This window comes from Streptomyces sp. NPDC041713 (genome assembly GCF_055591085.1).
Genome location: NZ_JBVIZY010000016.1, coordinates 81,536 through 99,852 on the forward strand (window position 1 = coordinate 81,536; position 18,317 = coordinate 99,852).

Annotated in this window: 15 protein-coding genes; 9 read left to right on the forward strand and 6 right to left on the reverse strand. The window is 71.5% G+C overall.

The features are described from left to right. Window positions 1–95 precede the first annotated feature (95 nt). The 4 genes from ACZ6CV_RS33355 to ACZ6CV_RS33370 all read right to left on the reverse strand — a co-directional run bounded on the left by ACZ6CV_RS33355 (window position 96) and on the right by ACZ6CV_RS33370 (window position 5,236). Window positions 96–2,573: an MFS transporter gene (locus ACZ6CV_RS33355; RefSeq protein ID WP_469255130.1), complete on the reverse strand. Its 2,478-nt coding sequence runs from the start codon at window positions 2,571–2,573 to the stop codon at window positions 96–98. Between the two features lie 257 nt (window positions 2,574–2,830). Then, window positions 2,831–3,274: an SRPBCC family protein gene (locus ACZ6CV_RS33360; RefSeq protein WP_469255132.1), complete on the reverse strand. Its 444-nt coding sequence runs from the start codon at window positions 3,272–3,274 to the stop codon at window positions 2,831–2,833. 129 nt (window positions 3,275–3,403) lie between these two features. Continuing rightward, window positions 3,404–4,651 carry an SLC13 family permease gene (locus ACZ6CV_RS33365; protein WP_469255134.1) on the reverse strand — a complete coding sequence of 416 codons (1,248 nt, stop codon included), beginning with the start codon at window positions 4,649–4,651 and terminating at the stop codon, window positions 3,404–3,406. A 69-nt stretch (window positions 4,652–4,720) separates the two neighbouring features. Next, window positions 4,721–5,236 carry a GNAT family N-acetyltransferase gene (locus ACZ6CV_RS33370; protein WP_469255135.1) on the reverse strand — a complete coding sequence of 172 codons (516 nt, stop codon included), beginning with the start codon at window positions 5,234–5,236 and terminating at the stop codon, window positions 4,721–4,723. 356 nt (window positions 5,237–5,592) lie between these two features. Here ACZ6CV_RS33370 and ACZ6CV_RS33375 point away from each other — a divergent pair, with 356 nt between their 5' ends. Next, window positions 5,593–6,633 (forward strand): Rv2578c family radical SAM protein, encoded by a 1,041-nt coding sequence (locus ACZ6CV_RS33375; protein ID WP_469255137.1) that lies wholly within the window; start codon window positions 5,593–5,595, stop codon window positions 6,631–6,633. A 60-nt stretch (window positions 6,634–6,693) separates the two neighbouring features. On the opposite strand, the gene ACZ6CV_RS33380 is transcribed toward ACZ6CV_RS33375, so the two are convergent. Next, window positions 6,694–6,897, reverse strand: a complete 204-nt coding sequence (locus ACZ6CV_RS33380) for a hypothetical protein (RefSeq protein ID WP_469255138.1) — start codon at window positions 6,895–6,897, stop codon at window positions 6,694–6,696. Window positions 6,898–7,208: 311 nt separating this feature from the next. On the opposite strand from ACZ6CV_RS33380, the gene ACZ6CV_RS33385 reads away from it, so the two are divergent. The 3 genes from ACZ6CV_RS33385 to ACZ6CV_RS33395 are packed head-to-tail and all read left to right on the forward strand — an operon-like array spanning window position 7,209 to window position 9,802. Then, complete coding sequence (locus ACZ6CV_RS33385; RefSeq protein WP_469255140.1) at window positions 7,209–8,837, forward strand: alpha/beta hydrolase; 1,629 nt, start codon at window positions 7,209–7,211, stop codon at window positions 8,835–8,837. Beyond that, a complete protein-coding gene (locus ACZ6CV_RS33390) occupies window positions 8,834–9,232 on the forward strand; it encodes a RidA family protein (RefSeq protein WP_469255142.1) in 399 nt (132 codons plus the stop codon). Before ACZ6CV_RS33385 ends, ACZ6CV_RS33390 begins: the two co-directional genes overlap by 4 nt. Then, window positions 9,233–9,802, forward strand: a complete 570-nt coding sequence (locus tag ACZ6CV_RS33395; protein WP_469255144.1) for a GNAT family N-acetyltransferase — start codon at window positions 9,233–9,235, stop codon at window positions 9,800–9,802. It begins immediately after the preceding gene. A 40-nt stretch (window positions 9,803–9,842) separates the two neighbouring features. Here the strand turns inward: ACZ6CV_RS33395 and ACZ6CV_RS33400 are convergent, their stop codons facing one another. Further along, window positions 9,843–10,412, reverse strand: a complete 570-nt coding sequence (locus ACZ6CV_RS33400; RefSeq protein WP_469255146.1) for an adenylosuccinate lyase — start codon at window positions 10,410–10,412, stop codon at window positions 9,843–9,845. A 379-nt stretch (window positions 10,413–10,791) separates the two neighbouring features. On the opposite strand from ACZ6CV_RS33400, the gene ACZ6CV_RS33405 reads away from it, so the two are divergent. The 5 genes from ACZ6CV_RS33405 to ACZ6CV_RS33425 all read left to right on the forward strand — a co-directional run bounded on the left by ACZ6CV_RS33405 (window position 10,792) and on the right by ACZ6CV_RS33425 (window position 18,312). Beyond that, window positions 10,792–12,573 carry a 3-hydroxyacyl-CoA dehydrogenase family protein gene (locus ACZ6CV_RS33405; RefSeq protein WP_469255148.1) on the forward strand — a complete coding sequence of 594 codons (1,782 nt, stop codon included), beginning with the start codon at window positions 10,792–10,794 and terminating at the stop codon, window positions 12,571–12,573. Window positions 12,574–12,685: 112 nt separating this feature from the next. Further along, entirely contained in the window at window positions 12,686–13,492 is an 807-nt protein-coding gene (locus ACZ6CV_RS33410; protein ID WP_469255149.1) for a TetR family transcriptional regulator, read from the forward strand. Window positions 13,493–13,884: 392 nt separating this feature from the next. After that, entirely contained in the window at window positions 13,885–15,246 is a 1,362-nt protein-coding gene (gene ccrA / locus ACZ6CV_RS33415; RefSeq protein ID WP_469255150.1) for a crotonyl-CoA carboxylase/reductase, read from the forward strand. A 22-nt stretch (window positions 15,247–15,268) separates the two neighbouring features. Beyond that, window positions 15,269–17,296 carry a protein meaA gene (locus tag ACZ6CV_RS33420; protein WP_469255152.1) on the forward strand — a complete coding sequence of 676 codons (2,028 nt, stop codon included), beginning with the start codon at window positions 15,269–15,271 and terminating at the stop codon, window positions 17,294–17,296. Next, window positions 17,293–18,312, forward strand: a complete 1,020-nt coding sequence (locus ACZ6CV_RS33425; RefSeq protein WP_469255154.1) for an HpcH/HpaI aldolase/citrate lyase family protein — start codon at window positions 17,293–17,295, stop codon at window positions 18,310–18,312. The genes ACZ6CV_RS33420 and ACZ6CV_RS33425 overlap by 4 nt, the downstream gene beginning before the upstream one ends. Window positions 18,313–18,317: the final 5 nt, after the last annotated feature.

Sequence of the window (18,317 nt, forward strand, 5' to 3'; positions counted from 1 at the left end):
CCGTGCGGGGCAATACGAGAATTGCCCCGCGGCGGCCGGGCCACCGGCGCACGCCCCCTCGGACGCCCGCCGGCCGGCTGCCGGACGGCCCCGGCTCAGTCCTCGTGCCCGAGCTGGAGGTCCCGCTCGGTGCGGCCGCCGCCGGCGACCTGCAGGACGGTCGCGACCGGCGGGTAACCCGCCGCGATCACGGTGTACTCGCCGGACGAGAGGTCGATGAAGCGGAACGTGCCGTCCGTGCCGGTGGTGAGGGTGTCGACGACGTTGCCCGCGGCGTCCAGAAGCGTCACGCGCGCGTCCTCGACCGGCCGGCCGCCGCTGGCCCGCACGGTGCCGCGCAGCACGGCGCCGCCGGCGAGCTCCACGTCCTGGCGGGTCTCGCGGGAGGCCTGCACGCTGACCGGCAGGGCGGCGGGGCGGAACGCGGGGGCGCTGGCCGCCAGCGTGTACTCGCCGGCCACCAACTCCGTGATGACGTAACCGCCTTCGCGCCCGCTGCGGGTGGTGGCGACGACCTCGCCGCGGACGTCGGTGAGCGTGACGGCGGCGTCCCTGACGGGGGTGCCGTCGGCGGTCACCACGGTGCCGGCGAGGCGGCCCGCGCCGCCGAGGATCACGTCGAGCTCGACGGGCCGCTCGCCGACGGTGACGGTGACGGCCTGCGGCTGGTGGCCGCCGGCGGCCGCGATCAGCACGAAGGAGCCGGTGCCGGGCGTGGACAGCGCGTACCGCCCGTCCTCGCCGCTCGCCCCGCGGCCGATCTGCTGCCCGCCCACGTCGATGAGGGTGAGGGCCGCGCGAGGCACCACGGTGCCGTCGGGGTGCTGCACGGTGCCGCAGACCGGGACCCCGGCCGCGTACGTCGCCGGGCGGGTCTGCGGCGGTACGGCCACGGCCTCGTCGGCGGGTGCGTTGTGGGAAGTGGCGCTGGACAACAGGGGAGTCTCCTTGAGGAAGAAGGCGAGCAGCATGCCGAGGACGAGCACCGGCACCAGGTAGAGGAAGATCCGCGGCATCGCGTCGGCGTAGGCCTGGATGTAGCCGTCGCGCAGCGGCGCGGGCAGGGTGTGGACGAGTTGCGGGGTGATGGACTCGGCGTCGGGCAGGGCCGCGCCCGCTCCGGCGGGGATCCGCTCCCGCAGCGCGTCGGCGAGCCGGTCGGCGAAGAGCGTGCCGAAGATGGCGGCGCCCACGCTGCCGCCGATCTGCCGGAAATAGTTGTTGGCGCTGGTGGCGGTGCCCAGGTCGGCGGGGCGGACCGCGTTCTGCACGGCGAGGACGAGGACCGGCATGACCAGGCCGATGCCCGCGCCGAGCACGGCCATGTAGACGCTGTACTGCAGCCGGGAGGTGTCCACCTCCAGGCGCGAGAGCAACCACATGCCGACGACGGACAAGGCGCCGCCGAGGATCGGGTAGATCTTGTAGCGCCCGGTGTGGCTGATGAGCTGCCCGGAGATGATGGAGGCGCCGACGATGCCGCCCATCATCGGCAGCATCAGCAGGCCGGACTCGGTGGCGCTCGCGCCGTCGACCATCTGCAGGAAGGTCGGCAGGTAACTGGCCGCTCCGAAGAGGGCGATGCCGATGACCATGCCGACGAGGGAGGTGATGTTGAAGACCGGGTCGCGGAACAGCCGCAGGGGAATGATCGGTTCTGCGGCGAACTTCTCGGCGACCAGGAAGAGCACGCTCGCCACGACGGCACCGGCGCCGAGCCCGAGGATGACGCGGTCGCCCCACTCGTACTCGGTCCCGCCCCAACTGGTCAGCAGCACCAGGCAGGTGGAGGCGGCGGCCAGCAGGAGCGCGCCGAGCACGTCGAGCCGGGCCTTGGCGGTGGGCTTGGGGAGCTTCAGGACGAGGCTGACGACGAGGAGCGTGACGAGGCCGAAGGGCACGTTGAAGTAGAAGCACCAGCGCCAGGAGACGTGGTCGGTGAAGAAGCCGCCGAGCAGCGGGCCCGCGACCGACGCGAGGCCGAACGCGGCGCCGATCAGGCCCATGTAGCGGCCGCGCTGCCGGGGCGGCACGATGTCCGCGATGATCGCCTGGACGCCGATCATCAGGCCGCCCGCGCCGGCGCCCTGGATCGCGCGGAAGGCGATGAGCTGGTCCATCGTCCGTGACCAGCCGGCGAGCGCCGAGCCGACGATGAAGACGACGATCGCGAACTGGAAGACGCCCTTGCGCCCGAAGAGGTCGCCGAGCTTGCCGTAGATGGGCAGGCCGATGGTGGAGGTGAGGAGGTAGGCGGTGATCGCCCAGGACATCTTGTCCAGGCCGTGCAGCTCACCGACGATCTTCGGGAGCGCGGTGGCGACGATCATCTGCTCCAGGGCGGCGAGCAGCAGGGCGAGCATCAGCCCGACGAAGACCATCCGCACCCGGCTGGGGCTGAGCCCGTGGCCCGCCGGTCCCGGCGCGGGTGGCGGTGCCTGGCCGCGCCCCTGATCGCCCTGGGTGGCGGGGGCGCCGGCCCCCTCCTGATCCCGTACGACCCGCTCGGCCCGGCCGTCCCTCTCGTCCCGCTCGTCCTGCTCGGCGACCTTCACCAGCGTCGTCCCACCCACGTCCTGCTCCCCTCGTCGCGCCTGCGCCGCCCATTTCTCGCATTACGCGACAACAGCGAGCAAGCGCGACGAGTCGCCCCGCGCGGGGCCTCGGGAGAGTAAGTGCCGGTGGGAGCCCTACGGCGTACAACGAAGCCGCACGGAAAACCACTCGAACCGGTGAGCGTGGGAACAACCCTGATGGGTTAAGCGGGAGTTGGGCGGGCGCGTGGCAGTGGGGCGGGCGCGTGGCGCGGGCCGCGCGCCCGCCGCGGGGCCTACTTCTCTACCTGGGCGGCCAGATTGGTGAGCACGGCGTCGTAGATGCGGGCGAGGCCCTTGGGCGCGAAGGTCTTCTCGAAGAAGCCTCCGATGCCGCCCGCGCCGTTCCACACGGTGGTGACGACCACGCGGGACCTGCCCTCGCCCGCCGGGGTCACCGTCCAGGTCGTGACCATGGAGGAGTTGCGGTCCTTCTCGACCAGCTCGCCGTCGGTGGGCTCGGTGACGTCGAGGAGGCAGTCGCGGATCCGCTTGCTGGTGGCCTGCAGCTTCCAGTGGACGAGGGTGCCCTCCCCGTCACCGCCCTCGCGCACCTCGTACTCGCTGAAGTGCTCCGAGAGGAGCTTCTCCCGCGTGCCGTTGTAGTCGGCCAGCGCGTCGAAGACGTCGTCCGGCTTTGCCGCGATGATCCGCTCCGCGGTCGCTTCGACCTGCGCCATGGGGTTTCCTCCAGCATGTGTGTTTCTCGGGGTCTGCACGGAAAGCCAACCACCCGCCCCACCGGCGCCCCAAATCGGGTCCCTGGTCGGCCGCTTGACCGGACCGCGGACCGGGCCCTTCGCTCTCGCTCAGCCAGGGAGCAGCTTCAGCGAGATCCAGAGCGCGAGGGTCGACAGGAGGAGGGCGGCGGGGGTGGTGAGGAGGCCGAGGCGGGTGAAGCGCGCGAGGGAGACCTCGTGGTCGTGCTGGTGGGCGATGCGGCGCCACAGCAGCGTGGCGAGGGATCCGGCGTACGTGAGGTTGGGCCCGATGTTCACGCCGATCAGTACGGCGAGTACGGCGCCGGGGCCCGCCGGTGCGGCCAGCGGGACCAGGGCGAGGACCGCGGGCAGGTTGTTGATGAGGTTGGCGAGCAGCGCGGCGACGGCGGCGGTGCCCAGGAGCGCGGGCAGGGCGGTGCCGTCCGGCAGGATCCGGCCGAGGGCGTCGCCGAGGCCGTTGTCTACGACGGCCCGTACGACGATGCCGAGGGCGAGGACGAAGGCCAGGAACGGCACCGAGGCGGAGCGCAGGATCGCCACCGGTGTCGTACGGCGGCGCAGCAGGGCCCGCACCGCGAGGACGAGGGCGCCGGCCGCGGCCGCCCAGGCGGGGTCGACGCCGACGCCGGAGGCGACGGCGAACCCGGCGAGCGTGAGGGCGACGGTGACCAGGGCGAACCGCGGAATGTGCGGCACCTCCGTCGCCTCGGTGCCTGCCACCGGGGCGACGAGGTCGGCGGCGAAGAAGCGCCGGAAGACGGCGTACTCGACGGCGATGGCGGCCAGCCAGGGCAGCGTCATGAGCAGCGCGAAGCGGGTGAAGCTGAGTCCGGTCGCGGCGAAGGCGAGGAGGTTCGTCAGGTTGGAGACGGGGAGCAGGAGGGACGCCGTGTTGGACAGGTGGGCGCTCGCGTAGACGTGCGGCGCCGGGCGGGTGCCCATCCGCGAGGCGGTGGCGAAGACGACCGGGGTCAGCAGGACGACAGTGGCGTCCAGGCTGAGCGCCGCGGTGATCACGGAGGCGAGGCCGAAGACCGCGGCGAGCAGCCGTCGGGGCCGGCCGGCGGCGCGGCGCGCCATCCAGGTGCCGCAGGCGTGGAAGAGCCCCTCGTCGGCGCAGAGCTTGGCGAGCACCAGGACGGCGGCGAGGAAGCCGATGACCGGCCCGAGGCGCTCGGCCTCCGCCCGCACGTCGTCGAGCGGGATCGCGCCGGTCACGATCACGACACCGGCGGCCGGTACGGCGAAGGCGGCCTCGGGCCAGCGGAACGGGCGGACGACGGCGCAGACGAGCACCACCACCAGGGCGGCGACGGACAGGGACTCGACGAGCATGCCTCTGATCATGCCTCGCGCACGGTCCTGCCCGGTCGCCGCCCTCGGACCCTCGGCGGGGCGGTGCCGTTACGCGGTCGGCAGGGAGCCGGCGGTGGCGCGGAAGCGGGCGACGGTTGCGGCCTCGCCCGCACCGTCCGGGTCGCCCGCATCGTTCAGGCGGTGCAGGCCGGCCTTCTCCAGGACGCGGAGGGAGGCCGGGTTGGACAGTTCCACGTCGGCGTGGACGGCGGTGACGCCGGGCAGCGCCAGGGCGGCCGCCACCAGGGCGCGGGCCGCCTCGGCGGCGTAACCGCGGCCGCGCCGCGAGGGCACGACGCCGTACCCGAACTCCACGGCCCCTTCGCTCGGCGGCCAGAGCAGGCTGATGGAGCCGACCACCAGACCGCTCGCCCGCTCGACGATCAGCCGGTGGCCGTGTGCGCCCGGCACGTCGGGCTGGCCGATCGCGAAGCCCGCGATGACGCGGTCGCCGTCGGCGGGAAAGTCCGGCGCCCAGTGGTCGAGCCGCTCGTCGCGGACGACGGCGGTGATCTCCTCGACGGACCAGTCCCGCAGGACGAGGCGTTCCGTCGTCAGGTCCACACCGACGAGGGCGAGAGAGGGGGAAGAGGCAGAGGAGGCAGAGGAAGAGGAAGCAGAGGTAGAGGCAGAGAGGGAAGAAGGCACGCGACACTCCAGGTCGGGTCGTTCGGACGACCGGACCGCGTCATTACGGGGAGGCTCTTTGGCCTCAGACCCGTGCGGCCCGGACAAGGGCATGCTGATGAAGCGCCTGGCGGGCCATATTCATCAACCTCCCTCGTAACCGTCCGGTCGCGTACGTCGCGCCTGGCATGACCCTACCAAGGCACTCGTCCGCACGATCAAGGGCCCGATCAAGTCGCACGATCAAGGGAACAGATGTTCTATTCTGTGGTCAGTGCTACCGAGGAGGCGTCATGCGCTGGGAGAACCTCTCCGACGAGCCGCGTCGGAGGACCGCCGACGCCGCGCTGTTCGGCGCGGACGCGGTGACCACACGTACCTTCGACACCCCGGAGTTCCGGGGCATCACCTTCCACGAGGTGCGGGCCCGCTCGATCGTGAACCGCGTGCCGGGCGCGTCCCGGATGCCGTTCGAATGGACCGTGAACCCCTACCGGGGGTGCACGCACGCGTGCGTCTACTGTTTCGCCCGCAAGACGCACAGCTACCTGGACCTGGACACCGGCCTCGGCTTCGACAGCCAGATCGTCGTCAAGGTCAACGCCGCCGAACTGCTGCGGCACCGGCTCGCCTCGCCGCGCTGGCACGGCGACCACATCGCCATGGGCACGAACGTGGACTGCTACCAGCGCGCGGAGGGCCGCTACCGCCTGATGCCGGGGATCATCGAGGCGCTGCGCGACCACGGCAACCCCTTCTCGATCCTGACCAAGGGCACACTGATCCTGCGCGATCTCGACCTGCTGCGTCAGGCGGCGGACGTGACGGACGTGGGGATCTCCGTCTCCGTGGGCTTCGTCGACCAGGAGCTGTGGCGCACGGTCGAGCCGGGCACGCCGGCTCCGGAGCGACGCCTCGACGTCGTCCGCGCGCTGACCGACCACGGCATCGGCTGCGGCGTCCTGATGGCGCCCGTCATCCCGTTCCTCGGCGACCACCCCGACCAGTTGCGCGCCACGGTCCGGGCCATCGCCGCGTCCGGCGCAACCTCCGTGACCCCGCTGGTGCTGCACCTGAGGCCGGGGGCGCGCGAATGGTTCATGACGTGGCTGGCGCAGCACCACCCGCATCTGGTGCGCCGGTACGAGCGGCTGTACGCGGAGGGGGCCTACGCCCCGAAGTGGTACCAGCGGCGCGTCACCCGCCATGTGCACGAACTGGCCGAGGAGTTCGGCATCGGCCCCTCCCGCGCGGGGGCGTCCCGCCGGATCCACGTCCCGGCGAACCCCGAGCCGACCACCGGACCAGGGCCGACCCAGCTGACGCTGCTCTGACGAGGTCGGCCGGCGAGCCTGCTGCTTTGCGAGCCCCACGGAGCCTCACACGGCTCGGCCCTACGCGCGCTTGAACTGCCGGTAACGGATGACCGCAATCCCGGTTCCGGGGGCCAGGAGCATAAGTGGCGCGGCCAGTGAGGCACCGAGCGATCCGCCTGCGAGGTATGAAACGGCGAACCACACCAGGTAGAGGACGAGCAGGACGACGAGCAGTTGCATCATCGCCCGACGAAGCCCTGGACGAGTCGAGGTTTCATGCATGGATGGTCCTCCTGCTCCACCCGAGACGGGGGGATGGTTCACTCCGCGGGTCAGCCGACCTGCGTCGGCCTACGTGAACGGGGTGCCCCCGGGTTCTCGGTCGAAGCCCGTGTCCACACCGGCAGTTGAGGTCGCCGACGGGCCATATGGGCCGTAGGGGTAGCCGTCGGCGTTCACCCTGCTCCAATACCCCGCCCCTTTAGGGGCAATTTCCGCCGCAGCGCCCCCTTTCCGGCGCGGTTTCCGGGAGCATGCGCTGGGCCGAGGGTCACCGCCAGGAGGGCCCCGGACCCGTCGCCCCGGGAGGCCGGATGAAGAAGCACGCCGTCGTACTCTGCTCAGTCGCCGTCGCGGCTGCCGGACTGGTCACCACGGTGCCACCTGCTTCGGGTGCGCCAGCGCGGGCGGCCACCCCGCACTCCCCCGCCCCGCTCACGTGGAAGAAGTGCGCCACCAAGGACCACCCGACGCTCCAATGCGCCTCCCTGAAAGTCCCGCTCGACCGTCAGGAGCCGCGCGGCAGACAGCTCACCCTCGCCCTGTCCCGCGTCCCGCACACCGCGAAGGTGTCGCAGGGACCGCTCCTGGTCAATCCCGGCGGGCCCGGCGGCAGTGGGCTGGCCATGGCGGGGTCCGTCGCCGACGCGCTGCCGAACAAGGTGGCGGCCCAGTATGACGTCATCGGCTTCGACCCACGGGGCGTGGGCAAGAGCAGGCCCGCCCTCGACTGCCGACCCGGTCACTTCTCCCCCGTGCGCCCCGCCACCGTGCCGACCACGGCGGCCCTGGAACGGGCCAACCTCGACCGCGCGCGGGCCTTCGCCCAGGCGTGCGGCACGAAGTACCGGGACCTGCTGCCCTTCATCGACACGGTGAGCGTCGTCCAGGACATGGACTCCATCCGCGCGGCCCTCGGCGCGCAGCGCATCAACTACTTCGGCTACTCCTACGGCACCCTCCTGGGTGCGCTCTATGGAAAGCTCTATCCGCACCGGGTCCGCCGCATGGCACTCGACTCCCTGGTCGACCCCTCGGGCGTCTGGTACGCGGACAACCTCCGCCAGGACGAGGCCTTCGACGCCCGCCACAAGGCGTTCATGGCCTGGATCGCCCGGCACGACGCGACGTACCGGCTCGGCAAGGACCCCGCGAAGGTCGAGGCCAAGTGGTACGCGATGCGGGCCGCGCTCGCCAAGAAGCCGGCCGGCAAGAAGGTGGGCGCCGCCGAACTGGAGGACACCTTCATCCCGGGCGGCTACTACAACGGCTACTGGCCCTCCCTCGCCGAGGCGTTCGCGGCCTACGCCAACACCAAGAAGAGCGCCCCGCTCGTCAAGGCCTACGAGAGTTACGCCGCGGTGAACGCCGCCGGCGACAACAGCTACAGCGTCTACACCGCCGTACAGTGCCGGGACGCCCAGTGGCCGCACGACTGGGCCACCTGGCGCGCCGACAACGACCGGGTGCACGCGAAGGCACCGTTCTCCACCTGGAACAACGCCTGGTACAACGCACCGTGCGCCTTCTGGCCGACGCACTCGCTCTTCCCGCCGGACGTCGCCAACACCGAACTCCCGCCCGTGCTGCTGTTCCAGGCGACCGAAGACCCCGCCACGCCGTACGACGGCGCCGTCACCCTGCACCGCAAGCTGGCCGGCTCGCGTCTGGTGGTCGAGCAGGGCGGCGGCAACCACGGCGTCACCCTGAGCGGAAACGCCTGCCTGGACCGCCACTTGACCGCCTACCTGGCGAACGGCACGGTGCCGCGGGGCACCGGCGAGGTCGACGCGGTGTGCAAGGCGCAGCCGGACCCGAAGCCGCGGTCCGCCGTTCGGGGGGCCTCGGACGCCTCCGGGGGCGCGGAGGGCAACGGCCGCGGAACGGCGTCCGCCATCGGGCGCCCCGCGTTGTCACACCCGTGGTCCACCATGGAGTCATGAGCCGACTGACCCACATCAGCGCCCCCGAGGGCGTCGCCCCCGCCTCCGCGTACACCCACGTCGTCATGGGAAGCGGCCGCTTCGTGGCGGTGTCCGGCCAGTTGGCCCTGGACGCGGAAGGAAAGCCGGTCGGCGAGGGCGACGCGGGGGCGCAGGCCCGGCAGGTCTTCGAGAACCTGCGGCGCTGCCTCGCCGCGGCGGGCGCGACCTTCGACGACGTCGTGAAGCTGACGTACTTCATGACGGACATGGCCCACATGCCGGCCGTGCGGGCGGCGCGCGACGCGTTCCTGGACCCGGACCGGCTCCCCGCGGCCTCGGCGGTGCAGGTGGCGGCGCTGGTCGCGCCGGAGTTCCTGATGGAGATAGAGGCGTTCGCGGTGGTGGCGGAGTAGGTGCCTGAGCCCGAGCGCATGACGTCACCGCGCAATCGCGCCCTGCGGGTCCCCGCCCTGCGCATCCGCACCCTGCGCGAGGCCGACTGCGAGGCCGTGGCCACCCTCCGCGTCCTCGGCTGGCGTTCGGCGTACGCCGGGCTGATGCCTCAGCCGTTCCTGGACGCCCTCGACGTCGAGGAGAACGCCAGCCAGCTGCGCGAGCGGCTCGCGCGCGGTGACGCCTCGACGGTGGACCTGGTCGCGGAGCGGGCCGGTCGCGTCGCCGGCTGGATCGCGTTCGGGCCCGCGCGCGACGACGATCTGCCGCGGGGCGAAGCCGAGTTGTACGCGTTGTACGCGCACCCGGAGCAGTACTCCACGGGTGTGGGCCGCGCGCTGCTCCTGGAGTGCGTGGCGCGCTGCACCGCCGAGGGCCACCCGACGCTGCGGCTGTGGGTCGTCGAGGGCAACACCCGCGCCCGCCGCTTCTACGAGCGCTTCGGCTTCGTGGCGGACGGCGCCCTGGACCCGCAGACGGTCGGGGACAGGGCCGTCCCGGAGCTGCGCTACCGCCGCGACCTCCCTTGAGCCCACGCCTCACCCCCGGGGCGCCTCACCCCGGAGCGCCTCACCCCGGCAGCCGCGCCAGCGCCGCCGAAGCCGCCGCCGCGAGGCGTGGGTGGCCGCGGGCGGCCATCAGGACCGGCCTGGCCCGCTCGTCCCCGAGCGCCCCGAGCCCCTCCACGCAGGCCAGCGCGATCTTGCCGTACGGGTCGTGCGGCGCCAGCCTGCGCTGCAGCGTGGTGATCAGCGCGGGCGCCGACTCGGGGGCGCGCAGTTCGGTCAGCAGCCGCACCGGGTGGAGCGCGTACGCGATGCGGAGCTCGTTCGTCGCGAGGGCGGCCGCCGCGCGCGCCGTGCGCGGGTCGCCGAGCCGGGCCAGCGCGTGCGCCGCCGCCGCGCACCGCGGCGGGTCCCGGTGGTTGAGGAGGAGGACGAGCGACTCGAAGGCCCTGCGGTCACCGGCGACGCCGAGCCTGAACGCCGCCAACTCCCGGGCCCACAGGGGCTGCCCGGGCGAGACGAGCACCTCGGCGAGTTCGTCGAGGTCCGCCGTCGCGATCAGCCGCTCGTACTCCTCGGATCCGCCCGCCTCGGCCCGTAAGCGTTCCGTCACCGTCCGCAACTCCTCATCCATGACCGCGAGCCTAGGCGCTCCCGGGGTCGCGACATAGATCACAGGCACCGGAGAACAGCGCGGGCTGGCGCGCTCGTTACTCGCCGGTTAGTCTCATGTGAGCGGGGCACACTCCCTGCAGCAGTTCCTTTCTCGCGGTGGCCTGGTGACGCAGCCACCGTGAGTGTCTGGTCGGTTCGGTACTTCAGGTACCTCAGTACGACGTGGCTCCGGGACAGAGCCGGTCGGCTTCTCACCGGGCGTGCCCTGCGCGCCGCCCGGACACGACACGTATCACTTCCCGCCCGCCGTACGGCAGTTGACGTCGCAGCTCCGCCCGACGCATGTGCTGCCGTGCCCGCGCGCCCCTCAGTCGTCACTCTCTTCCTGGAGTCCCCGCATGGACACTCCCCTGAACACCGTCGCCGTCATCGGTCTCGGCACCATGGGCACCGGCATCACCGAGGTCCTGGCCCGCGCGGGCCGCGAGGTCGTCGGCATCGACGTCAGCCAGGCCGCGGCCACCCGCGCGGTCGCCGCCCTGGAGGCCTCCACCGCCCGCGCCGTGCGCCGGGAGCGCCTCACGGAGGAGGAGCGCCGCGGCATCCTCGCCCGGTTCCGGACCTTCACCGACGTGCGGGCCGCCGCCGACGCCGATCTGGTCATCGAGGTCGTCCCGGAGTCGTACGAGATCAAGCAGCAGGTCGTCCGGGAGCTCGACGCCGTCGTGCGCCCCGACACGATCATCGCGACCGGCACCAACGCGCTGTCCGTGACCCGGCTCGCTGCCGAATCGGCGCGCCCCGAGCGGGTGTTGGGCCTGCACTTCTTCAACCCGGCGCCCGCGATGAAGCTCGTCGAGGTCGTGTCGTCCGTCCTGACGGCCCCCGCCGCCGTCGCCTCCGTCACCGAGCTGGCGTACGCCCTCGGCAAGGAGCCGGTCGCGGTCGGCGACCGGCCCGGCTTCGTCGCCGACGGGCTGCTCTTCGGCTACCTCAACCAGGCCGCTGCGATGTACGAGGCGAAGTACGCCTCCCGCGAGGACATCGACGCCGCGATGCGCCTCGGCTGCGGCCTGCCGATGGGCCCGCTCGCCCTGCTCGACCTGATCGGCGTGGACACCGCCCGTACGGTCCTCGACGCGATGTACGCGGAGTCCCACGACCGCCTGCACGCCCCCGCGCCGATCCTCAAGCAGCTCAGCGAGGCGGGGCTGACCGGGCGCAAGGCCGGCCGCGGCTTCTACACGTACGCCGCTCCCGGCAGCGAAGAGGTGGTGGCCGACGCGCTCACCCCGACGGCGGGCGGGGCACGGGCGCAGGGGCGCACGGTCCGCTCGGTGGGCGTCGCGGGCTCCGGCACCATGGCGTCCGGCATCGCCGAGGTCTTCGCGAAGGCCGGCTACGACGTGGTCCTCGCCGCGCGCAGCGAGGAGAAGGCCGAGACGGCGAAGGCGCGGATCGGCACGTCGCTCGCGCGCTCGGTCGACAAGGGCCGGATGACGGCCGAGACCGCCGCGCGGGCGCTGGACCGGATCACCCCCGCCGGGTCGTACGAGGCGTTCGCCGACGTCGACCTGGCCCTGGAGGCGGTCGCCGAGGACCTGGAGATCAAGCGGCAGCTCTTCACGACGCTCGACAAGGTCTGCAAGCCGGGCGCGATCCTCGCCACCACGACGTCCTCGCTGCCGGTGGTGGCCTGCGCCCGCGCCACCTCGCGGCCCGGCGACGTGATCGGCATGCACTTCTTCAACCCGGCCCCGGCGATGAAGCTGGTCGAGATCGTCCGCACCGTGGTCACCGCGGACGACGTGCACGCCACGGTCCGCGAGGTCTGCGGGACGATCCGCAAGCACCCGGTGAACTGCGGCGACCGCGCCGGGTTCATCGTGAACGCGCTGCTGTTCCCCTACCTCAACAACGCGATCAAGATGGTCGAGGAGCACTACGCGACGCTGGACGACATCGACGCCGCGATGAAGCTCGGCGGCGGCTACCCCATGGGCCCCTTCGAGCTCCTGGACGTGGTCGGCCTGGACGTCTCGCTGGCGATCGAGAAGGTGCTGCACCGCGAGTTCCGCGACCCGGGCCTGGCCCCGGCGCCGCTGCTCGAACACCTGGTGGCCGCGGGCTGCCTCGGCCGCAAGACGGGCCGTGGCTTCCGCGAATATGCCCGGCGCTGAGCAGGCCGAGGGGCTCCGGGGCGAACGGGCCGACTGGGGAGGGCTGCTCGAACCCCCGGGCAGCCCCGTCCCTCAGGAGCACCTCGCCGCGCCCATGCAGTACGTTCGTGGCATGTCCAAGGCCGCCAAGTCCTCACGCAACGCAAGCTCAGACGCTCCGGAGAGTGCCGCGGGCAGCCGTGCCGCCGCCCAACGGCTCAAGATGCGCAGGGAGCTGGCGGCCGCGGCCATGGAGCTCTTCGCGTCCAAGGGGTACGAGGCCACGACGGTCGACGAGATCGCCGCGCAGGCCGGGGTGGCCCGCCGGACCTTCTTCCGGCACTTCCGCTCCAAGGAAGAGGCGATCTTCCCGGACCACGACGACACCCTGATCCGCGCGGAGGCGGTGCTCAACGCGGCGCCGCCGCACGAGCACCCGCTGGACACGGTGTGCCGGGGGATCAAGGAAGTCATGAAGATGTACGCGGCGTCGCCCGCGGTCTCCGTGGAGCGCTACCGCCTCACCCGTGAGGTGCCCACGCTCCGCGAGCGCGAGATCGCTTCGGTGGCCCGCTACGAGCGGCTCTTCACGCGCTATCTGCTGGGCCACTTCGACGAGCACGCGCACCACGACGGCAACGACGACCCGCTGCTCGCCGAGGTCGCCGCCTCCGCCGTGGTCACCGCCCACAACCACGTGCTGCGGCGCTGGCTGCGGGCCGGCGGCCAGGGCGACGTGGAGACCCAGCTGGACCACGCCTTCGCCATCGTGCGCCGCACCTTCGGCAGCGGCATCGGCGCGGGCCGCGACACCCTGCCCGCCGCGGCCCCGGCGACGGCGTCGGCGCAGGGTGAGGTCCTGGTCACGGTGGCGCGCACGGACGCGCCGCTCGACGAGGTCATGCGGACCATCGAGAAGGCGCTGCGCGAGCGCTCATAGTCACCCGTTCGACCCGATTCGTCCTGGACTTTCGAGGGGGCGCTACCGACCGGTAGCGCCCCCTTCGTCGCGCTCGCACCCCCTCTGACCTGCACTGATCGATCATCGGTCAAAAATTAATGGCACCCAGTGTCTTGCCCGTTGGCACGCGGTGCCATACGTTGAGGGTGTCCGGGCGGCCGGCGTACAGCGAACTCCCGTACGCCGGCTGTCCCCTCAAGCCACGGCTTGTGCGCCCGGACGCCTGCGTCACAGGCACCTCCCGCGCCCCACCAGGGCGTCGCCGAGCACCACCCTCCGCCGAACCGACGGCACACCTCCACCGCAACTTCAGCACCCGACGCAACCCTCAAGAGCGTTCCCTCAGACGCTTCTTCGCCGGAGGCAAAACCGTGAAGGAAATCCTGGACGCGATTCAGGCGCAGACCCGCACCGCGAACGGCACCGCCGCGGTCACGTCGGCCGACTTCGCCGCTCTCCCCCTGCCCGACTCGTACCGCGCCATCACCGTGCACAAGGACGAGACGGAGATGTTCGCCGGGCTCGAGACCCGCGACAAGGACCCGCGCAAGTCGCTCCACCTGGACGACGTGCCGATCCCCGAACTCGGCCCGGGCGAGGCCCTGGTGGCCGTCATGGCCTCCTCGGTCAACTACAACTCCGTGTGGACCTCGATCTTCGAGCCGGTGTCCACGTTCAGCTTCCTGGAGCGGTACGGCAGGCTCAGCGAGCTCACCAAGCGCCACGACCTGCCGCACCACATCATCGGCTCCGACCTGGCGGGCGTCGTGCTGCGCACCGGCCCCGGCGTGAACGCCTGGAACCCCGGTGACGAGGTCGTCGCGCACTGCCTCAGCGTCGAGCTGGAGTCGTCCGACGGCCACAACGACACGATGCTCGACCCCGAGCAGCGCATCTGGGGCTTCGAGACCAACTTCGGCGGCCTCGCCGAGATCGCGCTCGTCAAGTCCAACCAGCTCATGCCCAAGCCGGGCCACCTGAGCTGGGAGGAGGCCGCGTCGCCCGGTCTGGTCAACTCCACCGCGTACCGCCAGCTGGTGTCCCGCAACGGCGCCGGCATGAAGCAGGGCGACAACGTCCTGATCTGGGGCGCGAGCGGCGGACTCGGCAGCTACGCCACGCAGTTCGCGCTCGCGGGCGGCGCCAACCCCATCTGTGTGGTGAGCAGCCCGCAGAAGGCGGAGATCTGCCGCGCCATGGGCGCCGACGCGATCATCGACCGGAACGCCGAGGGGTACAAGTTCTGGAAGGACGAGCGGACCCAGGACCCCAAGGAGTGGAAGCGCTTCGGCAAGCGCATCCGCGAGCTCACCGGTGGCGAGGACATCGACATCGTCTTCGAGCACCCCGGCCGCGAGACCTTCGGCGCCTCGGTCTACGTCACCCGCAAGGGCGGCACCATCACCACCTGCGCCTCGACCTCGGGCTACATGCACGAGTACGACAACCGCTACCTGTGGATGTCCCTCAAGCGCATCATCGGCTCGCACTTCGCCAACTACCGCGAGGCGTGGGAGGCCAACCGCCTGATCGCCAAGGGCAAGATCCACCCCACGCTCTCCAAGACGTACCGCCTGGAGGACACCGGCCAGGCCGCCTACGACGTCCACCGCAACCTCCACCAGGGCAAGGTCGGCGTCCTCGCGCTGGCCCCCGAGGAGGGCCTCGGCGTGCGTGACCCCGAGAAGCGGGCCCAGCACATCGACGCCATCAACCGCTTCCGCAACGTCTGAACGCACTGAGGAGCAGCGGAACATGACAGAGCGCCAGAAGGACCGGCCGTGGCTCATGCGGACGTACGCCGGTCATTCCACGGCGGAGGCGTCCAACGAGCTGTACCGGCGCAACCTCGCCAAGGGGCAGACCGGGCTCTCGGTCGCCTTCGACCTGCCCACGCAGACCGGCTACGACCCCGACCACATCCTCGCCCGCGGTGAGGTCGGCCGGGTCGGCGTGCCGGTCTCGCACCTCGGCGACATGCGACGGCTGTTCCAGGACATCCCCCTGGAGCAGATGAACACCTCGATGACGATCAACGCCACCGCCATGTGGCTCCTGGCGCTCTACCAGGTGGTCGCGGAGGAGCAGGGTGCGGACATCACCAAGCTCCAGGGGACGACGCAGAACGACATCGTCAAGGAGTACCTCTCGCGCGGGACGCACGTCTTCCCGCCGGGTCCCTCGCTGCGGCTGACCACCGACATGATCACGTACACGGTGGCCCACATCCCCAAGTGGAACCCCATCAACATCTGCAGCTACCACCTCCAGGAGGCGGGGGCCACACCGGTCCAGGAGATCGCGTACGCGATGTCCACCGCCGTCGCGGTTCTCGATGCCGTACGCGACTCGGGGCAGGTTCCCGAGGAGAAGTTCGGGGACGTCGTGGCCCGCATCTCCTTCTTTGTGAACGCGGGTGTCCGCTTCATCGAGGAGATGTGCAAGATGCGGGCGTTCGGGCGGATCTGGGATCAGGTCACGCGCGAGCGATACGGCATCGAGAACCCGAAACACCGCCGGTTCCGCTACGGCGTGCAGGTCAACTCGCTGGGCCTGACCGAGGCCCAGCCGGAGAACAACGTCCAGCGCATCGTCCTGGAGATGCTGGCCGTCACCCTCTCCAAGGACGCACGCGCGCGTGCCGTGCAGCTCCCGGCCTGGAACGAGGCGCTCGGCCTGCCCCGGCCCTGGGACCAGCAGTGGTCGCTGCGCATCCAGCAGGTCCTCGCGCACGAGAGCGACCTCCTGGAGTACGAGGACATCTTCGCGGGCTCGCACGTCGTCGAGGCCAAGGTCGAGGAGCTCGTCAAGGAGTCCCTGACCGAGATGGAGCGGATCGAGGAGATGGGCGGCGCGATGGCCGCCGTCGAGTCCGGCTACCTCAAGTCGCAGCTCGTCTCCTCGCACGCCGAGCGCCGGGCGCGCATCGAGTCCGGCCAGGAGAAGATCGTCGGCGTGAACTCGTACGAGTCCACCGAGCCGAGCCCGCTCACCGCCGACCTGGACGCGGCGATCATGACGGTCGACCCGGCCGGCGAGGCGCGCACCGTGCGGGCCATCAAGGACTGGCGCGACACCCGCTACCAGCCGCCGTTCAACCACCCGCGCCCGTGCAAGGCCCTGCAGCGCCTCAAGGAGGTGGCCGCGGGGACGGGCAACCTCATGGAGGCCACCCTGGAGTGCGCACGCGCCGGTGTGACGACCGGGGAGTGGGCCGGGGCCCTGCGGGAGGTCTTCGGGGAGTTCCGGGCGCCCACGGGCGTCTCCAGCGCTCCGGTGGCCGTCGCGGCGGAGGAGGGCTCGCCGCTCGCCCTCGTCCGCGAGAAGGTCGCGCGCACCGCCGAGGAGCTCGGCGGCGGCCGGCTCCGCTTCCTGGTCGGCAAGCCCGGCCTCGACGGGCACTCCAACGGCGCCGAGCAGATCGCCGTGCGCGCCAGGGACGCCGGCTTCGAAGTGGTCTACCAGGGCATCCGCCTCACGCCCGAGCAGATCGTCGACGCGGCGCTCGCCGAGGACGTGCACGCGGTGGGCCTGTCGATCCTCTCCGGCTCGCACGCGCAGCTCGTGCCCGACGTGCTGGAGCGGCTGCGCGAGGCCGGCGCCCCCGACATCCCCGTCATCGCCGGGGGCATCATCCCCAACAGCGACGCCGAGGACCTGAAGGCGGCGGGTGTGGCCGCCGTCTTCACCCCCAAGGACTTCGGCATCACCGAGATCATCGGCCGTATCGTCGACGAGATCCGGAAAGCGAACAAGCTCGACCCACTGGAGGTCCCCGCATGACCGCGCCCGCCCACCCGTCGCCCGCCACCGCCCTTCCAACGAGCGGCTCCGCCGCGCAGGCGATCAACCGTCTTCGTCCGCGCCGCTCCTGCCTCGCGGTCCCGGGTTCGAACCCCCGCTTCCTGGAGAAAGCCCAGGGCCTCCCGGCCGACCAGGTCTTCCTGGACCTGGAGGACGCCTGCGCGCCGCTCGCCAAGCCGGAGGCCAGGCACACCATCGTCAAGTTCCTCAACGAGGGCGACTGGACGGGCAAGACGCGGGTCGTGCGCGTCAACGACTGGACCACCGAGTGGACCTACCGCGACGTCGTCACGGTCGTCGAGGGCGCGGGCCAGAACCTCGACTGCATCATGCTGCCGAAGGTGCAGAGCGCCGAGCAGGTCGTCGCCCTCGACTACCTGCTCACGCAGATCGAGAAGACGATGGGCTTCGAGGTCGGCAAGATCGGCATCGAGGCGCAGATCGAGAACGCGCGGGGCCTCAACAACGTCAACGCGATCGCCGAGGCCTCCCCGCGCGTGGAGACCATCATCTTCGGCCCGGCCGACTTCATGGCCTCCATCAACATGAAGTCCCTGGTCGTCGGCGAGCAGCCGCCCGGCTACCCGGCGGACGCCTACCACTTCATCCTGATGAAGATCCTGATGGCGGCCCGCGCCAACAACCTCCAGGCGATCGACGGCCCCTACCTGCAGATCAAGAACGTCGACGGCTACCGCGAGGTGGCCAACCGCGCCGCCGCGCTCGGTTTCGACGGCAAGTGGGTCCTGCACCCGGGCCAGGTCGAGGCGGCCAACGAGGTCTTCTCGCCCTCCCAGGAGGACTTCGACCACGCCGAACTGATCCTGGACGCGTACGAGTACTACACGTCCGAGGCGGGCGGCAAGAAGGGCTCGGCGATGCTCGGCGACGAGATGATCGACGAGGCGAGCCGGAAGATGGCGCTCGTCATCTCCGGGAAGGGCCGTGCGGCCGGGATGACCCGCACGTCCAAGTTCGAGGCCCCGGAGGCGTAAGACAC